We start from the raw sequence: 19,733 nt of genomic DNA, 5'->3' as shown, positions 1-19,733 counted from the left end.
GAGACCACCATGAACAAGCAATGGATGTGGAACGTCGTGACGGTGCTGGCGCTGCTGGTCGCCTTGGTGGTGTGGATCGTGCTGCCGTGGTCGATGGTGCTGGCCATCGCCGTGCTGCTGGCCGCCTGGCTGGTGCTCACCCGTACTGGCCGCCTGTCGCTGGCAGCAGCGCGGATCGGCATCGCCAGCCTGCCGCAGCGCTGGGGTGCCTCCTCGGTGATCGTGGTCGGCATCGCCGGCGTGGTCGGGGTGCTGGTGGCGATGCTGGCGATGGGCGATGGCTTCAAGGCCACTCTGGAGCGCAGCGGCAGCGATGATGTGGCCATCGTGCTGCGCGGCGGCTCACAGGCCGAAACCAACTCGGTGATCATGCGCGACCAGGTGCCACTGATCGAGAACCTGCCCGGCGTGGCCCGCGGCAGCGATGGCAAGCCGCTGATCTCCGCCGAGCTGTCGCAGGTGATCAGCCTGCTCTCGCGCAGCGACCACAGCGATACCAACGTGCAGTTCCGCGGCGTTGGCGAGCAGGCGTGGGCGGTGCGCGACAACGTGCGCATCATCGCCGGCCGCAGGTTCAAGCCCGGCCTGCGCGAAATCGTGGTCGGCAAGGGCGCGCAGGCGCAGTTCGAGGGCCTGGAGATCGGCAAGACCCTGCAGCTGGGCAAGCAGGAGTGGACGGTGGTGGGCGTGTTCGCCTCCAACGATGTGCACGAGTCGGAGCTGTGGTCGGACACCCAGACGTTGTCCACCACCTACAACCGCAGTGCCTACCAGTCGGTCAACGTACGCACCGAAGGGGCCGCGGGCTTCCAGCAGTTCAAGGCGGCCATGGAGGCCGACCCGCGCCTGAAGCTGGATGTGGAGACCACCCGTGACTACTACCGCAAGCAGTCCGGTGGCCTGAGCAAGCTGATCAGCATCCTGGGCACGGTGATCGGCGCGATCATGGCGATCGGTGCGGTGTTCGGTGCGCTCAACACCATGTATGCGGCGGTGGCCACGCGTGCCCGAGAGATCGCGACGATGCGTGCGATCGGTTTCCGTGGCGTTCCGGTGGTGACCGCGGTGATGCTGGAGACGATGTTGTTGGCCCTGCTCGGCGGCCTGCTCGGCGGTCTGGTGGCATGGCTGGTGTTCAACAACTACACCGTTTCCACGCTGGGCAACAATTTCAGCCAGGTCGTGTTCCAGTTCCAGGTGTCGCCGCAGCTGCTGTGGACAGGCCTGAAGTGGGCGCTGGGGATTGGCCTGGTGGGCGGCTTGTTCCCGGCCCTGCGCGCGGCGCGACTGCCGATCACCACGGCGTTGCGCGAGACCTGAGCGATACGTTTGAACAACGCGCGTGCGCGTGACCGCGCACGCGAAATAGCAATTCCGGAACCGCACTTGCAAGAGTGCGGTTCTTTTTTTTGCAGCGCACGTTCACTGCACGTTTAGCTCTCCAGCGCGCAGCTGTACACACGCTGCAAAGGAACATCGCACGCGCTCAAGTTGCTTCGCACGTCGCCGCTATTGCGCATCGACCCAGCGCGGCGGACCGCTTCTGCATGCCTCTCGCGACGATGTGAAAAAGGTTTCGTCTGAATGCGTGGTTTTGTCAGCCATCGTTCATTTACAGCGCTTTTTACGCTTTCAAATGAAAGTAAAAAATTTGAAAAGTCATTAGACTCCCGCCCCCCACGTCGTGGTGTGTTGTTCCCCACGCCGCCCGAACGGGCGAATGTTTTTACAGAGAAAGAGAAACGCACGGATGTATTTGAAGACCAATCCGCTGCGCAACGCGATCGCCATCGCGCTTGTCGCCAGCTGCAGTGCCCCCGCCTTCGCACAGAGTGCCGATGACGGCACCACCAACCTCGATCGCATCGAGATCACCGGCTCGCGCATCCGCCAGGCCAGCGTCGAGTCCGCCCAGCCGGTCGTCGCGCTGAACCGCGCCGAGATCGAGAAGAAGGGCTACGTCAACGTCGCCGACATCCTGCAGGACGTCACCGCCGCCGGTTCGCCGAGCATGAGCCGTGCCTCCTCGCTGGAATCGGGCCGCGACTTCGGCGGCATGTACGTGAGCCTGCGCAACCTGGGCCCGGAACGCAGCCTGGTGCTGATCGACGGCCGCCGCATGGGCGTCAGCGCCGGCGGTTACTCCGACCTGGCCTCGATCCCGTCCTCGATCGTGGAGCGCGTGGAAGTGCTGACCGACGGTGCCTCGGCCCTGTACGGCTCGGACGCCATTGCCGGCGTGGTCAACATCATCACCCGCAAGAACTTCGACGGTGCCGAAGTCAGCGCCTACGTCGGCCAGTACAGCGAAGGCGACGGCCAGAAGACCGCCTACAGCGCGACCTTCGGCAAGACCTTCGACCGTGGCTGGGTCACCGTGGGTGGCGAGTACACCGACGAAGATCCGGTCCTGGGCGGCGCGCGTGCGTTCACCGCATACCCGAACGGCCCGCGCCACACCGGCGACGGCCTGAGCGGCGTCACCCCGTGGGGCTATGCGACCGTCAACGGCCGCAACCTCAGCGTGGGCCCGGGCGGCGATCCGACCCAGCTCGGCAACTTCAAGCCGGCCGACAAGGCCAACGACGCCAACACCAAGACCAACATGAGCCTGCTCACCGGTCTGCAGCGCAAGTCGGTGTTCGCCAACGGTGGCTTCTCCATCACCGATGACCTGCGCCTGGTCGCCGATGCGCTGTACAGCGAGCGCGAGTCGAGCAAGCAGCTGGCCGGTTACCCGTACCAGAGCACCGGTTCGCGTGCGCTGCTGTCCAAGGACAGCGCGTTCAACCCGTTCGGCCAGGACGTTGCCTTCGCGCACCGTACCGAAGAGCTGCCGCGCGGCACCGAGAACAACCTGACCACCAAGCGCGCCAGCCTGGGCCTGGAAGGCAGCTTCGACACTGGTTCGCGTTACTGGGACTGGAACGTCAGCTACATGTACAACCGCAATGAAGGCGAGCGCATCGGCACGGGCAGCATGTACCAGCCGAACGTGAACCAGTCGGTCGGCCCGTCGTTCCTGGATGCCAACAACGTCGCCCACTGCGGCAGCGTCGGCAACGTGATCGCTGGTTGCACCCCGTGGAACCCGCTGGCGCCGATGGGCTACACCGGCCCGGGCTCGATGAGCAACCAGGACGTGCAGGACTTCCTGTTCACCCGCTTCACCGACAAGATGCAGAGCACCACCAAGGTGGCCAGCGCGAACATCTCCGGCTCGCTGTTCACCCTGCCGGCCGGTGACATCCTGGGTGCACTGGGTGTCGAGCACCGCAGCGAAGAAGCCAGCTACTCACCGGACCTGATGGTCCGCAACGGCCAGATCGCCGGCACCACCGGCCAGCCGACCCAGGGCGATTACTCGCTCAACGAGGTCTACCTGGAACTGCAGGTTCCGCTGCTGGCCGACATGGCCTTCGCGCGTGAGCTGTCGCTGGACATGGCCGGCCGCTATTCGGACTACAACAACTTCGGCTCGACCACGAACACCAAGTTCGGCCTGAAGTGGAAGCCGATCGACAGCCTGCTGGTGCGCGCCACCTACGGCACCGGCTTCCGCGCGCCGACCGTGGAAGATCTGTACGGCGGCACCACCAGCACGCGCGACTCGTACACCGATCCGTGCGATACCAACTTCGGTGCGGCCGCCAACAACCCGCAGGTCCTGGCGCGCTGCCTGGCCAATGGTGTCCCGGCCAACTTCCGCCAGCTCGCCGCGGACGGCAGCGCTGCGACGGTACCGGGCCAGCAGGGTGGCACCGACTTCAGCTCGGGCTCCAACCCGGAACTGAAGCCGGAAACCGCCAAGACCTGGACCGTGGGCATGGTCTACAGCCCGGAGTTCGTCTCGGGCCTGGACCTGAGCCTGGACTGGTGGAAGATCCGCATCAACGACGTGATCGTCGGTGAGTCGGCCACGGACATGCTCAACCAGTGCTATGTGCTGGGTGTGGATGCCGCATGCGACCGCTTCACCCGTGCCAAGTCGGGCCGCACCATCGGCCAGGTCAACGGCCTGGACCGTACGCTGCTCAACGCCGGCTACCAGGAAACCGCCGGCTATGACCTCTCGGTGCGTTACCGCCTGCCGGAACTGGCGATCGGCAAGTTCGCGGTCTCCTGGAACACCACGTATGTGGATTACCTGGAGCGCAAGAACGACAACGTCGACACCACGCCGGTGCGCCAGTACACGGGCTGGGAAGGCAACTTCCGCGTGCGTTCGAACCTCAACCTGGATTATCAGTACGGCAACTTCGGCCTGGGCTGGACGGCGCGCTACTACTCCAGCATGAAGGAAAACTGCGCGTACACGACCGAGTGCAGCAATCCGGGCTTCAGCTCGGCGTACACGGGCCGCCAGGGCGTCAACAAGGTGGGTTCGAACACCTTCCACGACATCCAGGTGCGTTACGTGCTGCCGTGGAACGGTACGGTTTCGATGGGCGTGAACAATGTGTTCGACCATCAGGGTCCGATCATGTACAGCCAGCCGAACAGCAGCTTCACGTACTACGGCGGGTTCGATATCGGCCGTTACATGTACATGAAGTACCAGCAGCGTTTCTGATCGGGCTTGCCTGATCCCCCCTTTCTGATCTGCGGCTTACTCTCTCCAAGCCGCCGAGTGGAAGTAAGACGGCGCCTTCGGGCGCCGTCTTTTTTTTGCTGCCCTTTTGGAGTGACGGCTTCTGGATCGATGGCTTTAAGAGCAACAGCTCTTCGGAGCAATAGCTCCTTGGAACAACAGCCTTCAGTGCTGGACTCGCCCTGGCTTGGGCGGGCACGGGTGGGTTGTCGGGACCCGCTGCAAGTCCCGCTCCGCGGCCCGACCCAGCCGCTGGCGGCTGTGCGTTCAGTCGCATGCGAGGCAGTGCCTCGCAAGCAATGCGCCTTCACCCATGTAAGGTCATATGCCGCCATGGATGGGTTCACGGCGGGTCCCGCGCACCCACCCACACCCCGCCTGGCCACGCAGCCCAGCAAACCAGGGCTCAAGCTTTCAGGCTTTCAGGCTTTCAGGCTTTCAGGCTTCTCAGCCTTCAGCGCTTCAACGCACCACCCGCCCGCGACCGCCACACGCTGTCGCCGATGAACAGCAGCAACCCGGTCCAGATCGCAGCGAAACCCACCGCCTTGGCCGTATCGAACGGCTCGCGGAAAAAGAACACGCCCAACAACAACCCGATACTCGGCGCGATGTACTGCAGGATTCCGACCAGCGACAGCGGAATCCGCTTCACGCCGTACGCAAACCCGATCAACGGCAGCGCCGTCACCGCCCCGCCAAGGATCAACAGCGCATCGTTGCGCCAGCCCCAGCCACTGAAGAACGCCCCGCCGTGCCCGTTCTCGCTCCACAGCGCGAACCCGATCGCCGGCAGGAACAGATACAGACTCTCCACCCCGAGCCCCGCCACCGGGTCGACCGAAATCATCTTGCGCAGCAACCCGTACAGGCCGAACGAACAGGCCAGCCCCAGGGCGATCCAGGGCGGCCTGCCGGCATCGATGGTCAGCCATGCCACACCGAGCGCCGCGCAGCCCACCGCGAGCCACTGCAGGCGGCGCAGGCGCTCGTTGAGCACCACCACGCCGAGCACCACGCTCACCAGCGGATTGATGAAGTAGCCCAGACTGGTCTCGATCACATGCCCGGCGTTGATCGCCCAGATGTACAGGCCCCAGTTGAACGCGATCGCCACGCTGCTCAGCGCCAACGTCGGCAGCGCGCGTGGCTGCGCCGCGATGGCCTTCCACCAGCCCGGGCCGTTGCTCAGCAGCAGCCAGGCCACCACCAGCACCGTGCTCCAGATGATGCGGTGCGCGATGATCTGCTGCGAGGGCACCGCATTGAGCAGGTGCCAGTAGACCGGCACCAGGCCCCACAGGGTGAAGGTGAACGCGGTGATCGCCAGGCCGCGGCGCTGCTCCTGCAGGCTGTGTGGTGCGGGCAGGCTCACTTCGCGCGCGTCCGGGCCAGGGTCAGCACCACCACGCCGGCCAGGATCACTGCCATGGCCAGCAGGTCACGCCCGCCGAAGTGCTCGTTGCCGATGATCACGCCCAGGATCACCGCGATCACCGGATTGACGTAGGCATAGCTGGCCACCAGTGCCGGGCGCACGTTGTGCAGCAGCCACACGTAGGCGGTGAAGGCGACGATCGAGCCGAACATGCACAGGTAGGCCACCGCCAGCAGCCCATTCATGCTGGGCCAGGTGGTCGGGCGTTCGCCGCTGAGCAGGCCGAGCACGATCAGCATCGCGCCACCGCAGAGCATCTGCCCGGCGGCGGTCATGAAGGGGCTGGGCAGGTCCAGGCCGCGTGCCCAGATCGAGCCGAAGGCCCAGCCGATCGGGGCGATCAGCAGCAGGATCAGGCCCTGCGGGGAGGCGGTCAGGCTGCTGCCGGCGTTGAGCCAGACCACGCCGAGGAAGCCGATCGCGATGCCCAGCCACTCGCCGCGGCTGGCGTTCTGCCCACGCATCGCGCCGAACAGGGCCATCCACAGCGGCACCGAGGCCACGGCGGTCGCCGCCAGGCCCGAGGAGACCGTGCGCTCGGCCAGTACCACCATGCCGTTGCCCAGGACCAGCATGGTCAGGCCCATGATCGCCAGGTTCCGCCACTGGCGCCGGGTCGGCGCGGGCGAGCCACGCCAGCGCAACACGGCATACATCAGCGAACCGGCGATGATGAAGCGGCCGCCGGAGACCATCGTCAGCGGCAGTGCGCCGCCCTCCAGCGCCAGCCGGATCCCCAGATAGGTGGACCCCCAGACCACGTACACCAGCAGCAGCGCCAGGACGACCAGGCCGCTGCGGGGAGCGGCCGACGGAGAGGAGGGTAGGACGGCCATGGGCCACCACGGTGCGGGGGAACACGAATTCTAGGCCGTTGCCGATGGCGCGGCACGCTTTGTGCTGGCACGCTGATTTCATCCGGCCGCACCGTGATGCCTGACACGCACCCGTTTTTGACGTGCGGTAAGGTAACAAGAGTAATCAACGCTTCCCAGCCAGGACCCCTACCCTGCATGAGCACTTCCGTCCCCGCCACTGCGGCACACCCCGAACGGGCCGCCCTGCGGCGCTCCATCTCAAATACCCTCAAAGGCTCGGCCGGTAATCTGGTCGAGTGGTATGACGTCTACGTCTACTCCGTCTTTGCCGTCTATTTCGAATCCCAGTTCTTCTCGGCCGCCGACAAGAACTCCACGATGTACGTGTGGGCGATCTTCGCCGCCACCTTCCTGATGCGCCCGATCGGTGCGTGGTACTTCGGCCGCTTCGCCGACCGCTACGGCCGCCGGTTGGCGCTGACGGTGTCGGTCACGGTGATGGCCGCCTGTTCGTTCCTGATCGCGATCACCCCGACCGCCTCGCAGATCGGCATCTGGGCCGCGGTGATCCTGCTGTTCGCGCGCCTGCTGCAGGGCTTCGCCACCGGTGGCGAGTACGGCACCAGTGCCACCTACATGTCCGAAGCCGCCATCCCGGGCCGCCGCGGCTTCCTGTCCTCGTTCCATTACGTCACCCTCGTCGGCGGCCACGTGCTGGCGCAGCTGACCCTGCTGGGCATGCTGACCTTCTGGGGCAAGCCGGAAATCTCCGCCTGGGGCTGGCGCGTGGCGTTCGGCATCGGCGGTGTCGCGGCGATCGTGGTGTTCTGGCTGCGCCGCAGCATGGACGAATCGCTGCAGTCCGATTCCATCGATGCCGCCCGCGATGGCCGCGCCAAGGCCTCCGGCTCGATGCGCGAACTGTTCGTCAACCAGTGGCGTCCGCTGCTGCTGTGCTTCCTGATCACCGCCGGCGGCACCGTGGCGTTCTACACCTATTCGGTCAACGGGCCGAAGATGATCCAGAGCGCCTTCGCGGGCGATGACGTGATGACCGGCACGATGATCAATCTCGGCGTGCTGACCTTCCTGATGGTGCTGCAGCCGATCGGCGGCTGGCTGTCGGACATGGTCGGCCGCAAAAGCCTGCTGGTGTTCTTCGGCATCGGTGGCGTGCTGTACAGCTGGTACCTGATCACCGAGCTGCCCAACCAGCACGATCCGTTCATGGCCTTCCTGGTGCTGGGCATCGGCTTCGTGATCCTGACCGGCTACACTTCGATCAACGCGGTGGTCAAAGCCGAGCTGTTCCCGACCCATGTGCGCGCGCTGGGCGTGGGCTTTGGCTACGCGATGGCCAATTCGCTGTTCGGTGGTACCGCGCCGCTGCTGTACCAGGGCGCGCTGAAGACCGGCCAGGTCGGCATGTTCGCGGTGTATGTCACGGCGATCATCGCGGTGTCGCTGGTGGTCTACATGTTCTTCCTGACCAACAAGGGCCCGAACTGGCTCGATGGCACCCGGAAGTAACGGCCGCACCACCCGCCCCGCGATCACGCTGGGCGGGTGGATGCTGGCAATGCGGGTACCGGCGGCGTTCGCCCAGGCCAGCACGTCCTCTTACGCAACGCAGCGCCCTGACGGGCGCTGCGTTGCCATGGGTCAACCGTTCGGCGCGATGATGGCCTGTTGCCTGGCCGCGCTCGCGGCCAGTGGCGGGGGCGCGTGGCGCCTGCTGCGGCGGCGCTGAGCGCCGCCTGCGGTACGCTTCAGCGGCGCGCCGATTCGCTCTTCTCGCGCTCGGCGCGGAATTCGGACCCTTCTTCCCACTGCGGCCAGCGACGGCTGTTGGCCAGTTCCGCGCCCAGGTCGTAGACCAGCAGGGTGTCGGCGGCATGACCACTCGGGTCCCAGCTTGGGGTCCACGCATCGCAGGCCTGGTGGTAGCAGGCGGCGAAGTACGCATCGCGCAGTTCACGGCCCTTCTCGATCCCGCCCTCACGCATGTCCAGCCCCGGGCCGATGGTGATCGCTGGTACGCCAAGGCGAGCGAAGGCGAAGTGGTCGGCGCGGTAGAAGAAGCCCGCTTCCAGGTTCGGATCGGGCGAATAGGTGCGGCCACGTGCCTTGGCCACGCGCTCCAGATCCCCTTCCAGCGAGACCCGGCCCTTGCCCCACGAGGCGATGTCGCGGGTCGGGCCATCCGGGCTGAACATCTCGATGTTCAACACGGCGGCGGTCTTGTCCAGCGGGGCGAGCGGGTGCGCGGCGTAGTAGCTGGCCCCGAGCAGGCCCTTCTCTTCGGCGGTCAGCGCCACGAAGTACAGCGTGCGCTGCGGCTGCGGGCCGGCAGCGAAGACGCGGCCCAGCTCCAGCACGGTGGCCACGCCGGTGGCGTTGTCGATCGCACCGCGACGGATGCGGTCGCCCTTGGCATCGGGCTGGCCGATACCGAAAGCATCCCAATGCGCGGAGAAGATCACCGCTTCATCGGCGTGCGCGCCGCCCGGCAGCTTGGCCACCACGTTGCGCGTGATCACCTGCTCGCGCTTGAGCTTGAAGTCCACCGAGAGCTGCGCATCGCCCAAGGCCACCGGCTTGAAGGCCGGGGTCATGGCACGGCGCTTCTCGGCCTCGAAATCCAGGCCCGCATCGCGGAACAGCTGCTCGGCCAGGCTGCGCTGCATCCAGCCGCGCACCGGCACGTGCTGGGCCAGGGCCTGCTCGCGGGTGCGTTCGATATCAAACAGCGGCGAGGTGCCCGAGCTCTTCACCGTGGCCCAGCCATACGCGGCGGGTGCGGTCTCGTGCACGATCAGCACGCCCTGCGCACCGCGGCGCGCGGCTTCTTCGAACTTGTAGGTCCAGCGGCCATAGTAGGTCACGGCCTTGCCATCGAATGCGCCCGGCTGGTCGGCCTCGAAATCGGCATCGTTGATCAGCACCACGGCGATCTTGCCGTGCAGGTCGACGTCCTTGTAATCGTTCCAGTGGCGCTCGGGGGCATCGATGCCGTAGCCGACGAACACCAGCGGGGCGTTCTTGATCGCCACCGCATCCTGCGGCCGCAGGCTCTGCAGGGTCACGTCCTCGCTATTGACCAGGGCGCGCTGCTTGCCCTTCTGGCGCAGCTGCGCACGCACCGGGCCATCGACCTGCGCACGCACCATCGGCACCGGCTGCACCCAGCCGCCATCCACGCCGCCGGGCTGCAGGCCGTACTTCTTGAACTCTTCGATCAGGTACTGGACGGTGCGCTCTTCACCGGGCGTGGCCGGGGCGCGGCCCTCGAACTCGTCCGAGGCCAGGATCCGCACATGTCGCGACAGTGCCTCCGGATCGATGCCGCCGCCGGGCAGGTCATTGGCGGCGTGGGCCAGGCCGCCCACGAACAGGCAGGACGACAGCAGCAGCATGCGCATCGGATTCACGGCAGACACCAGGACGGAAAACAGGACACCGGAGTGTAACGTGACACCCCCGTGACCGTGCACTAGCGGCGGTCGCGATCCAGCCAGCACGCCAGGCCCTGGGCGTTGAGTTCGATATCCATCGCCAGCACCCGGGCCACCGCTTCATCATCCAGCGGGCAGCCATGCGCCTGCGCGCGTTCCAGGTACAGCGCGGTCAACGCCGCGACCAGGCAGCGATGCCGATCCGGCCGACCATCGCATTGGCGACCGATCTCGACCATGGCATCGATCTGTTCGACGAGATCGTCAGCCAGTTTCCGCGGGGGTGCCACGCGCCCGTAATGGGTCAGGTACATGGCCTGCGGATCGTAGGCCAGCATCTTTGCGATCGACTGCTTCAGCGGCTCCGGATCGAACTGCACCGGTGAGGAGGTGGGCACGATGAAGGCGCCCTGCGCGCTGTCCAGCTCGCGGTAGGACAGCCCGAAGGTGTCGCCGGTGAACCAGCTGCGGCTGCGCGCATCCCACACACACAGGTGATGGCGGGCGTGCCCCGGCGTATCCACGCACAGCAGCGTGCGCCCGGCCAGATCCACGGTGTGGCCATCTTCGGCGATCACCACCCGGTCAGCGGCAACGGCCAGGATCGGCCCATAGCTGCGCGCGATCTCCGCTTCACCGTAGACCTCGGTGGCCCCGGCGATCAGGCGGGTCGGGTCGACCATATGCGGCGCACCACGCGGATGCACCACCAGGGTGGCGTTGGGCAGCTGCTGCATCAGCAGGCCGGCACCGCCGGCGTGGTCGAGATGCACATGGGTCAGGATCAGCCAGTCGACCTGCTCGGGCGTGCAGCCGGCGCGCCTCAACGCGGCGAGCATCGCCGGCACGGCCAGGCCGGTGCCGCAATCGATGAACGCTGCCCGGCCGTTCTCGACGATCAGGTAGGCGGCATCGAAATCATCCCGCTGGAACGCGGTGTCGATCGTATGAATGCTGGGGTCGGAGTGCATCAACGCATCCCTGGCACGAAACGCCCCCATCTTACGTCGATCAGTGCAGCGGCTTCGATGCGGCTTTGGTCGCAGTCGCGCTCAGCAATGGCCCGCGCAGCAGCACCGCGGCCACCATCACCGCCAGGAAGGCACCGTAGGCATAGAGCACGGCCAGTACCTGCCGCCAGATTGGACCGGCATCGTTCTGGACCACGCCGATATGGTGGCCCCACAGCATCGCCAGGATGCTCAGCACGAAGGCCAGCACCAGCGCGGCGCCGTCGAACACGCGGCGCGCGGTGCCACGCGGCTGGCGGGGGAACAGCCAGTACAGCGTGCCCAGCAGCACGAACCAGGGCAGGAACAACAACAACGACAACCAGGCCATCGCAGTCTCCCGTGCAGGATCACGCCCCGCGGCGTGCAGGGGCATCATGCCATAGCGGTGGCACCGGCCAACGGCCGACGCCTGTGTGATGGCGCGGTCGCCTGGTTGCCGGCCAGCGGCCGGCACTACGTGGTGCTGCGGGTGGCTGGGTGTTGGCCAGCAGGCGGCGTTACTCGCGCAGTGCCTGCAGTGCGGCAAGCACGACATCCACCTCCGCCTCGACCTTGAACAATTCGCTCTGCAGCCCGTCACCATGCTCGGTCTGCTTGAGCACGCCGATCAGCTGGCCGGCGTCGCGCGGCGAATCAAAGCCCTCGCTCTGGATCAGCAGCGTGCCGTCACCGGCCTGCAGCTTGAAGTAGAAGCGGCCGTCCTTTTCGCGGTACTGCTTGAACAGCGGCGGTGCCGCGCGCGCAGCGCCGCTTTCCTCACTGGGTACATCACCGGCGGTGGACAGATCGCGCAGGCCAACCGCATGGCGCAGCTCCTTCAGCAGCGGCACGGCGAACTGCTCGCGCAGCTGCTGGCCACGACGGCGCAGCAGCGCCTCGATCTTCTCCGGCTCGGCCATCAGGGCGTCATAGCGTTCGCGCAGCGGGGTGATCTCGCTGTCGATCCGCTCGAACAGCTGCTGCTTGGCATCGCCCCAGCTGATGCCCTCGGCGAAGGCCTGCGCGAACGCAGCGGTCTGCTCCGGGGTGGCGAAGGCCTGGTACATCTGGAACAACGCCGAGCCTTCGGTGCTCTTGGGCTCACCCGGCGCGCGCGAATCGGTGAGGATCGAGAACACCAGCTTCTTCAACTCCGCGCGCGGGGCGAACAGCGGAATGGTGTTGTGGTAACTCTTGCTCATCTTGCGGCCGTCCAGGCCCGCCAGCGTAGCGACCTGCTCATCGATCACCACCTCCGGCAGCGGGAAGAACTCCTGGCCGTAGACGTGGTTGAAGCGCTGCGCGAAATCGCGCGCCATCTCGATGTGCTGGATCTGGTCGCGGCCGACCGGCACGCGGTTGGCCTTGAAGATCAGGATGTCGGCGGCCATCAGTACCGGGTACATGAACAGCCCCGCGCTGACCCCGGCATCGTCGTCGAGCTGCTCTTCGCGGTTCTTGTCCACGGCGGCCTTGTAGGCATGCGCGCGGTTGAGGATGCCCTTGCTGGCGATCACGGTCAGGAACCACATCAGCTCGGTGGTTTCCGGGATGTCGCTCTGCCGGTAGAACCACACCTTGTCCGGATCCAGCCCGCACGCCAGCCAGCTTGCCGCGATCTCCAGCGTGGAGCGCTGGGTGCGCTCGGGCTCCTGCGCCTTGATCAGGCTGTGCAGGTCGGCCAGGAAGAAGAAGCTCTCGATTTCCGAGGCCTGGCTGGCGGTGATCGCCGGACGGATGGCGCCGACGTAGTTGCCCAGGTGGGGCGTGCCGGAGGGGGTGATGCCGGTAAGGACGCGGGTAGTCATGGGGAATCAATGCGGACAGATGAACCGCCCCAGTTTACCTGCCCGCGCTCGACCCCGTTGGCCCGGCCCGTGCGTTTGATCGTGCACCTGCCCTGCGGAGCCCTGCCATGAAACGTTTGATCCTGCCCCTGCTTGCCGTGCTGGCCCTGTGCGGGTTCAAGCCGGCGCTGCCACTTCGTTACGACACCGGGCCGGTCCACCTGACGGTGATCGACCGCGACAGCGGCCAGGCCCTGACCCAGTACCGCCAGGACGGCCAGCGCTGGATCGCGGGCCAGCAGGGCCACCGTTACAGCGTGCGCCTGCGCAACGGCAGCGCCGAGCGCGTGCTGGTGGTGCTCTCGGTCGATGGCCTGAATGCCATCAGCGGCGAGGTGGCCGCGCCCCACCAGACCGGCTACGTGCTCAACCCGTGGCAGACCACCGACATCCATGGCTGGCGCAAATCCGCCGACGAGGTCGCCCAGTTCGTGTTCACCGATCCGGACCGCAGCTACGCCGGCCGCACCGGACGCCCGGCCAACATCGGCGTGATCGGCGTGGCCGTGTTCCGCGAGGCGGGGCGGGTGTCATGGGAAGCCGCCCCCGCCGTGGCCGACTCCGCCGATGCCAGGGCACGCCCACAGGCACGCTCCTCGACGACGGAGCGTGTGCGGGTGACCGGTTCCACCGCCCCGGCACCGCAACTGGGCACCGGCCACGGCCAGCGCGAGCCGTCGCGGGTGCGCAACACCGCGTTCGAACGCGACACGGCCTTTCCGACGCAGCAGGTGCAGGTGCGTTACGACAGCGAGCGCAATCTGGTGGCACGCGGGATCATTCCAAGGTCAAGCGCCCCGGTGCGCGACGAGCCCCAGGCCTTCCCGGGCCAATACGTGCCCGATCCCCCGCCGCAGCGCCGCCGCTGATCGCGCAGGTGCCCCACAGAAAACGGGCCGCTTTCGCGGCCCGTTCCGGTTTCAACCCCCGACGGCGGCGCCGTCGTCATGGATCACCACTCAGTGGTAATCCGGATAATCCTTGCGCATGGCCGCTTCGAAGTCGCGGACTTCGGTTTCAGCACGGTCGCGTGCCCAGCCATAGCGTTCCTGCAGGCGCCCTGCCAGGTACTCGGCATTGCCTTCGGCCACCTTGAAATCGTCGTCGGTCAGGTCGCCCCACTTGGCCTGCGCCTTGCCCTTGAGCTGCGTCCACTTGCCGGAAATGATGTCTTTGTTCATGGGTTCGCATCCTTGATTGCAACGGCCATTTCGCCGTGGGTCCAGAATGCGCGTGGCCGCGTTGCCGCGCGGTCAAGCAGCGATGAAACGCACGCTCACGAGCTTGAATGATTCACCACTGCACGCGTTCCGCCGCCATTTGGCGGACATGAAAAAGGCCGGGAAATCCCGGCCTTTTCCGTTGACGACTGATCCGTTGGATCAGTTGCCCTTGGCAGCGCCTTCGACCGTTTCACCGGCCTTCTGCACGTCCTTGCCGGCACCGGCAACGGTGTTGCAGCCGGACAGCATGGCCACCGAGAACATCGACAACAGCATCAGTGCGATAACACGCTTCATGGGGTTCTCCTGGTTGTTCAAATTCAATACCGAAATCCGGTCCCGCCTGTCAGAAGAGCACGCCAGCGCAGCTCCCCTTCCCGACCTGCAGTGCCGTGGGTTCAACCACACGGCGCCGCGTGAAGTGCAATCTGGCGGGAGAGGCGTGCAGCGGATGTGAATGCACGCAAATACGGTTCAGCCAGCCTTGCTCAATCGCGCATCAGCGTCGATTTTCCGAACAGGCTTTCGACCAGATCGACGGCCAGTTCGGCGGTGGCGTTGCGGTTGTCCAGCAGCGGATTCAGCTCGACGATGTCCAGCGAGCCCATGCGCCCGGTGTCGGCGATCATCTCCATCACCAGCTGCGCTTCGCGGTAGTTGACCCCGCCCGGCACCGTCGTGCCCACGCCCGGCGCGATGCTGGGGTCCAGGAAGTCCACGTCGAAGCTGACGTGCAGGTGCGTGTTGGCATCGATGCCGGCCAGCGCCGCCTCCATGGTGCGCTTCATGCCGGCTTCGTCGATGTAGCGCATGTCGTAGACATCCACCTGGTGCTGCTTGATCAGCCGCTTCTCTTCCTGGTCCACCGAGCGGATGCCGATCTGGTGCACCTGCTGCGGGCGGATCGCCGGGGCATCACCACCGAGGCGGGTCAGCGCGTCCGGGCCCAGCCCGCACAGGCAGGCCACCGGCATGCCGTGCACGTTGCCCGAGGGCGTGACCTCGCTGGTGTTGAAATCCGAATGCGCATCCAGCCACAGCACGCGCAGGTCCTTGCCCTGCTCGCGGCACCAGCGCGCGACCGCGGTGATCGAACCGATCCCCAGGCAGTGGTCGCCACCGAGCATGATCGGCATGCGGCCGGCCTGCAGTTCGGTGTAGGTCGCCTCCATCAGCGCGCGGTTCCAGGCCACCACCTCGTCCAGATGGCGGTAGCCCTGCACCGGTGCCGTCCACGGGTTGCGCGGGCCGTCCAGGTTGCCGAGGTCGCGCACCTCCACGCCGCGCGCGGTGAGCGCGTCACCCAGGCCCGCGATGCGCAGGGCGTCCGGTCCCAGTCCTGCGCCACGGTGGCCCGCACCGATATCGGTGGGCACGCCAATCAGGGACACCGGGGAATACATCGCCATCGCTGTTGCCTCCATTGCAAAGAGGACCAGCATAGCCAGCGCGGCGTGATACGACTCGCGGCGCTGCAGCAGTCGTCATCGACTGTGCATCAATGGTGCCGGCACCCGGATTCGAACTGGGGACCTACCGCTTACAAGGCGGTTGCTCTACCAACTGAGCTATGCCGGCATGGGCATCGCGGCGGGAGGACCGTCGCGGAGCCGGGATTCTAGCGCAAGCGCGTGCATTCCAGCGAGCGTTGCTGGGCGGCACCGGTGCGCTGGCGGACCGCGGCGGCGCCGGTGCCATCGGCCAGGGTCGCATCCAGCCACCACTGTGCGCTGCCATCGCCCCCGCTGGCGACCATGGTCGCCTTGAAGCCGGCCGCGCTCAGGGCCGCCAGGCGGCGGTCCGCACCTTCCCGGTTACGGTACTGGCCCAGCGCGATGGCATTGGCCTCTTCGCCCTGGGCAATGATGTAGTAATCACTCACCCCGGCCGCGACGATGCGTTTGACCGTGGCCTGCGCTTCTTCACGACTGGCAGCGGGCGGCAGCAGCACGCGGTAACGGGTGGCGCCGGCATCGGCGACCTCGCGCAGCCTGGCCCCACGCAGGGCTGCCCCGGCGCGTGACTGGGCGGCCTGGGCGGCAGCGCGGTCAGCGAACGGCCCCAGGCTCACGCATTGGGCGGGCGTGGGGCTTGCGGTGATCGGAGCGGGTGTGGATGCCGGTACCGGAGCTGCCGCCACCGGGGCCGGTGCAGGCACGCTGGTGGCGGGCGCCGGTGCAGGCGTGTCAGCCACAGCGGCGGCTGGCTCGGCGATGGTCGGCGCGGCCGTGGGCACCGGCGGCTGGGCCACCGGCGCGGAAGCGGGCGTGACGTCCTGCAGCGCCGGGGCGGCGTCCAGCGGCGTTGCAGCAGCCGGCGGCGCCTGCGTGGCCGGCAGCACTTCCAGCTGGGCCACACCGACCGGCGAAGCTGGCGGCGCGCTGACCGGTTCACCGCGCAGCAGCCACCACAGCGCGACACCGAGGTTGAGGATGACCAGGACGACGATCAGGGCACGGGTAAGCATCGGCTGATCCTAGCCTGCCGACGGCGGTTGGTGCACGGCCCAGCGGGCCAGCCCATCAAGCACCAGCGAGGGCTGGAACTCGGCATCGCCGAGCAGCGGCAGCAGCGCCGGTGCACCGCCCCCGTGCACCAGCAGATGCGGCAGCGCGCCGAGGCGTTCACCGCCCTGCATGCGGCTGCGTTCAATCAAGGCCACCGCCGCACCATCACAGCCGGAGGCCAGCGCATCGGCGGTGTCGTTGGCGAACTCACTGTAGTCACCGCCTGCGGCCGGCAACTGCACGGCGCGCGCATGCAGCGCTTCGCGCATGGTGGTCGGCGAGGCGGCAATGCGCCCGCCGTGATGCTGGCCATCGGCGTCGAGCAGATCAATGGTGAGCGCGGTGCCCACCCCGGCGATCAGCACGGCCTGGCCCCGCGCCGCCACGGCCAACAGTGCCAGGTAACGGTCCACGCCGAAGCGGTTGGGGTCGGCGTAGGCGATCCGCACACCGGCGTATTCGGCCTCGGTACGCGCGACACGGACGTGGCGGAAGCGGGCCTGCAGCACATCCAGCATGGCGGCCGTCAGCGACGGCGCTGCGACGCTGGCGACATACGCGGTATCGCCCGAGGGCAGCGCCTCCAGTGCCAGCGCAGGCATTGCTTCGGCGCCATGCGGCCATGCCTGCACGTCACCGGCGCGCACGCCCTGCAGCGGCGCGAACTTGAAGCGCGAATTGCCCAGGTCAAACAACCAGTCGCTCATTGCGCCCTCACGCTGACTTCGCCCGCATGGAAAACCCGTTCGCTGCCGTCGATACCCACGCGCAGTGCTCCGTCGTCGGCCAGGCCCAGTGCCGTGCCGGCAAACAGGACGCCGCCTTCTTCCACCTGCACCTCGCGCCCGGCCAGGCTGTCCAGCGCGGCGTAGCGGGCCAGGAACGGCGCCAGGCCCTGCTGCTCGAACGCGTCCAGTGCTGGCAGCAGCGCGGCCAGGATGCGCGCGACCACGGCATTGCGCGAGGTCTGTTCGCCACACAGCGTGTCCAGATCGGTCCAGGGCTGGGTGATCTCCGCCGCGAAGGTGGCCGGCATGCGTACGTTGACGCCAAGCCCGATCACGGCCCGCGCAGGGCCGGCGAATTCACCGCCGCCTTCGATCAGCAGGCCACCGAGTTTGTGGCCATCGACGACCAGGTCATTCGGCCACTTCAGCGCGACACCGCCGAAGCCCGCCTCGCGCAGTGCTTCGGCCACCGCGACACCGGCGACCAGGCTGAGCCCGCCCAGCCGCGACAGGCCACCGGCAAAGCCGCGTAATACTGAGAGGTAGACATGCGCCGCCAACGGCGAGGCCCACACCCGCCCCCGCCGCCCACGGCCACGGGTCTGGCGCTCGGCCAGGAGCACCGCCACCCCGCGCTCCGGCGCGCTGCAGCGCAACAATTCACTGTTTGTTGACGCCACCGACCAGGCGATCTCCAGCGAGGCCAGTTCGGCGGACACCGGGCCCGGCAGCGCAGCCTGGATGGCCTCGGCGTCCAGCAGATCCAGCGGCTGCTGCAACTGGTAGCCGTCACCGGCGCGGCCGTCGATATCGACCCCGGCGGCTCTAAGTCCTTGAATCCGCTTCCAAATCGCGGCGCGGGTCTGGCCCATTTCGCGCGCCAGCGCGTCGCCGGACAGGCGCCCGGCGCCCAGTTTGGCCAGCAGTTGGCGGTCGTCCACGGCAGCTTCCATCGGGTAAACGGGAAAAGTATGCGGGAAAGCCGCCGCCAGCGCCCACCGGAGGCCTTCCAATCCCTTGGGCGAATCGGGCTAGAATCGAGAACTTGACCCGCCCTGTGGATGTTGACGATGCGCCCGTTCGTCCATTGCCTGCTCCTCCTGATGGCCCCGCTGGCCGCGCACGCTTCCGATGCGCTCACCACGGCGGGCCGCGGCGCGTGTGTCTATTCGGGCAGCGAGAACGAGCGTAGTGCGCCCGCGTCGGCCTCAGCGGCCGCCGCCCCGGCGACCGTCAAGCCCAGCGCCAGCAGCGGTACCAGCACCGGCGGCGGTGGCGATGACGACGTACTGCCGCGCCTGCGTGCGCCGAAATGGCACAGCTTCCTGCCGGGTATGTTCCGCTGATCGAACGACTGTTGGGCTGGCTGCGCCGCACGCCACGCGAGATCGACCCCACCCTCTGGGACCGCACGTGCCGCCGCGCCGCGTGGCTGCAGCAGCTGGACCCAGCCCGCCGCGAGCGCCTGCGCGCCCTCGCCGCCCGCTTCCTCCACGAGAAGACGATCAGCCCGGCCGCCGAACTGCAGCTCGATGAGGCCGACGGCGTGCTGTTGGCCGCGCTGTGCTGCCTGCCGTTGCTGGAACTGGGCGAAATCGGCCTGCGTGGCTGGTCGCAGCTGATCGTCTATCCGGACGCGTTCCGCGTGCACCGCAGCCATGTGGATGCCGCCGGCGTGCTGCACGAATGGGACGATGCGCTGATCGGCGAATCCTGGGACAGCGGCCCGCTGATTCTGTCGTGGGCCGATGTCCAGGCCGACATCGCCGACCCGGAGGCCGGGTTCTGCGTGGCCGTGCATGAGATGGCGCACAAGATCGATGCGCTGGACGGGGCGATCGACGGCACGCCGCCGTTGCCGCGGGCGTGGCAAACGCAATGGGCAGCGGATTTCCAGCAGGCCTACGACACGTTCTGCGCCGAGGTGGACAGCGGTCGGCAGACGTTGATCGACCCCTACGCGTCCGAGGCGCCGGAAGAATTCTTCGCGGTGGTCAGCGAGTACCACTTCTCCGCACCGGCGCTGCTGGCGCGTGAGATGCCGGCGGTGGCCGGGCATCTGCAGCGGTTCTATGGACCGTCACCGCTGATGCGGTGAGGCGCGCCACGACCAACGGTCGTGGGCCACCAGCGC

18 protein-coding genes and 1 tRNA gene are annotated in these 19,733 nt (G+C 67.2%); 6 read left to right on the top strand and 13 right to left on the bottom strand.

From position 1 onward, the window contains the following. Window positions 1-9: 9 nt before the first annotated feature. Both HMPREF3113_RS17560 and HMPREF3113_RS17555 read left to right on the top strand, forming a co-directional pair. Window positions 10-1,320 carry an ABC transporter permease gene (locus HMPREF3113_RS17560; protein ID WP_070474521.1) on the top strand — a complete coding sequence of 437 codons (1,311 nt, stop codon included), beginning with the start codon at window positions 10-12 and terminating at the stop codon, window positions 1,318-1,320. A gap of 430 nt (window positions 1,321-1,750) precedes the next feature. Next, entirely contained in the window at window positions 1,751-4,573 is a 2,823-nt protein-coding gene (locus tag HMPREF3113_RS17555) for a TonB-dependent receptor plug domain-containing protein (protein ID WP_070474406.1), read from the top strand. A 472-nt stretch (window positions 4,574-5,045) separates the two neighbouring features. Here the strand turns inward: HMPREF3113_RS17555 and rarD are convergent, their stop codons facing one another. Together rarD and yedA are read right to left on the bottom strand one after the other, a co-directional pair. Continuing rightward, window positions 5,046-5,966 carry an EamA family transporter RarD gene (rarD, locus tag HMPREF3113_RS17550; RefSeq protein WP_070474403.1) on the bottom strand — a complete coding sequence of 307 codons (921 nt, stop codon included), beginning with the start codon at window positions 5,964-5,966 and terminating at the stop codon, window positions 5,046-5,048. Then, window positions 5,963-6,865: a drug/metabolite exporter YedA gene (gene yedA / locus HMPREF3113_RS17545; protein ID WP_070474400.1), complete on the bottom strand. Its 903-nt coding sequence runs from the start codon at window positions 6,863-6,865 to the stop codon at window positions 5,963-5,965. Before yedA ends, rarD begins: the two co-directional genes overlap by 4 nt. Window positions 6,866-7,042: 177 nt before the next feature. Here yedA and HMPREF3113_RS17540 point away from each other — a divergent pair, with 177 nt between their 5' ends. Beyond that, a complete protein-coding gene (locus tag HMPREF3113_RS17540; RefSeq protein ID WP_019185530.1) occupies window positions 7,043-8,377 on the top strand; it encodes an MFS transporter in 1,335 nt (444 codons plus the stop codon). Window positions 8,378-8,616: 239 nt separating this feature from the next. Here HMPREF3113_RS17540 and HMPREF3113_RS17535 read toward each other — a convergent pair whose 3' ends face one another. From HMPREF3113_RS17535 to HMPREF3113_RS17520, 4 genes are all read right to left on the bottom strand, one after another. After that, window positions 8,617-10,269: a M28 family metallopeptidase gene (locus tag HMPREF3113_RS17535; RefSeq protein WP_070474396.1), complete on the bottom strand. Its 1,653-nt coding sequence runs from the start codon at window positions 10,267-10,269 to the stop codon at window positions 8,617-8,619. Between the two features lie 71 nt (window positions 10,270-10,340). Beyond that, a complete protein-coding gene (locus tag HMPREF3113_RS17530) occupies window positions 10,341-11,273 on the bottom strand; it encodes an MBL fold metallo-hydrolase (protein ID WP_070474393.1) in 933 nt (310 codons plus the stop codon). 40 nt (window positions 11,274-11,313) lie between these two features. Continuing rightward, on the bottom strand, window positions 11,314-11,643 hold the full coding sequence (locus HMPREF3113_RS17525; RefSeq protein WP_019185526.1) for a hypothetical protein: 330 nt from the start codon (window positions 11,641-11,643) through the stop codon (window positions 11,314-11,316). Window positions 11,644-11,812: 169 nt separating this feature from the next. Next, window positions 11,813-13,102, bottom strand: coding sequence for a tryptophan--tRNA ligase (locus HMPREF3113_RS17520; RefSeq protein ID WP_070474392.1), 1,290 nt, complete (start codon window positions 13,100-13,102; stop codon window positions 11,813-11,815). A 107-nt stretch (window positions 13,103-13,209) separates the two neighbouring features. Between HMPREF3113_RS17520 and HMPREF3113_RS17515 the strand changes: the two genes are divergently transcribed. Further along, the gene (locus tag HMPREF3113_RS17515; RefSeq protein ID WP_070474390.1) at window positions 13,210-14,010 is read left to right on the top strand and encodes a hypothetical protein; all 801 of its coding nucleotides are present in this window, start codon (window positions 13,210-13,212) and stop codon (window positions 14,008-14,010) included. Between the two features lie 90 nt (window positions 14,011-14,100). Here the strand turns inward: HMPREF3113_RS17515 and HMPREF3113_RS17510 are convergent, their stop codons facing one another. From HMPREF3113_RS17510 to birA, 7 genes are all read right to left on the bottom strand, one after another. Continuing rightward, complete coding sequence (locus HMPREF3113_RS17510) at window positions 14,101-14,322, bottom strand: CsbD family protein (RefSeq protein ID WP_019185523.1); 222 nt, start codon at window positions 14,320-14,322, stop codon at window positions 14,101-14,103. 201 nt (window positions 14,323-14,523) lie between these two features. Next, on the bottom strand, window positions 14,524-14,661 hold the full coding sequence (locus HMPREF3113_RS17505; protein WP_019185522.1) for an entericidin A/B family lipoprotein: 138 nt from the start codon (window positions 14,659-14,661) through the stop codon (window positions 14,524-14,526). A gap of 191 nt (window positions 14,662-14,852) precedes the next feature. Further along, complete coding sequence (rocF, locus tag HMPREF3113_RS17500) at window positions 14,853-15,773, bottom strand: arginase (protein ID WP_019185521.1); 921 nt, start codon at window positions 15,771-15,773, stop codon at window positions 14,853-14,855. Window positions 15,774-15,866: 93 nt separating this feature from the next. Continuing rightward, a tRNA-Thr gene (locus HMPREF3113_RS17495) sits at window positions 15,867-15,942 on the bottom strand. A gap of 40 nt (window positions 15,943-15,982) precedes the next feature. Then, a complete protein-coding gene (locus HMPREF3113_RS17490; RefSeq protein ID WP_070474388.1) occupies window positions 15,983-16,831 on the bottom strand; it encodes an SPOR domain-containing protein in 849 nt (282 codons plus the stop codon). Between the two features lie 9 nt (window positions 16,832-16,840). Further along, a complete protein-coding gene (locus HMPREF3113_RS17485) occupies window positions 16,841-17,578 on the bottom strand; it encodes a type III pantothenate kinase (RefSeq protein WP_070426420.1) in 738 nt (245 codons plus the stop codon). Continuing rightward, complete coding sequence (gene birA, locus HMPREF3113_RS17480; protein WP_070474518.1) at window positions 17,575-18,540, bottom strand: bifunctional biotin--[acetyl-CoA-carboxylase] ligase/biotin operon repressor BirA; 966 nt, start codon at window positions 18,538-18,540, stop codon at window positions 17,575-17,577. Before birA ends, HMPREF3113_RS17485 begins: the two co-directional genes overlap by 4 nt. Window positions 18,541-18,669: 129 nt before the next feature. Here birA and HMPREF3113_RS17475 point away from each other — a divergent pair, with 129 nt between their 5' ends. After that, window positions 18,670-18,945, top strand: a complete 276-nt coding sequence (locus tag HMPREF3113_RS17475; RefSeq protein ID WP_070474515.1) for a hypothetical protein — start codon at window positions 18,670-18,672, stop codon at window positions 18,943-18,945. Continuing rightward, complete coding sequence (locus HMPREF3113_RS17470; RefSeq protein ID WP_070474386.1) at window positions 18,912-19,697, top strand: M90 family metallopeptidase; 786 nt, start codon at window positions 18,912-18,914, stop codon at window positions 19,695-19,697. Before HMPREF3113_RS17475 ends, HMPREF3113_RS17470 begins: the two co-directional genes overlap by 34 nt. Window positions 19,698-19,733 lie beyond the last annotated feature (36 nt).

The sequence above is a fragment of the Stenotrophomonas sp. HMSC10F06 genome, assembly GCF_001807865.1.
In the GTDB taxonomy this organism is placed as follows: domain Bacteria; phylum Pseudomonadota; class Gammaproteobacteria; order Xanthomonadales; family Xanthomonadaceae; genus Stenotrophomonas; species Stenotrophomonas bentonitica_A.
The sequence above is the reverse complement of the archived record's forward strand: the minus strand, read 5'-3'. Positions and strand labels throughout refer to the sequence as shown.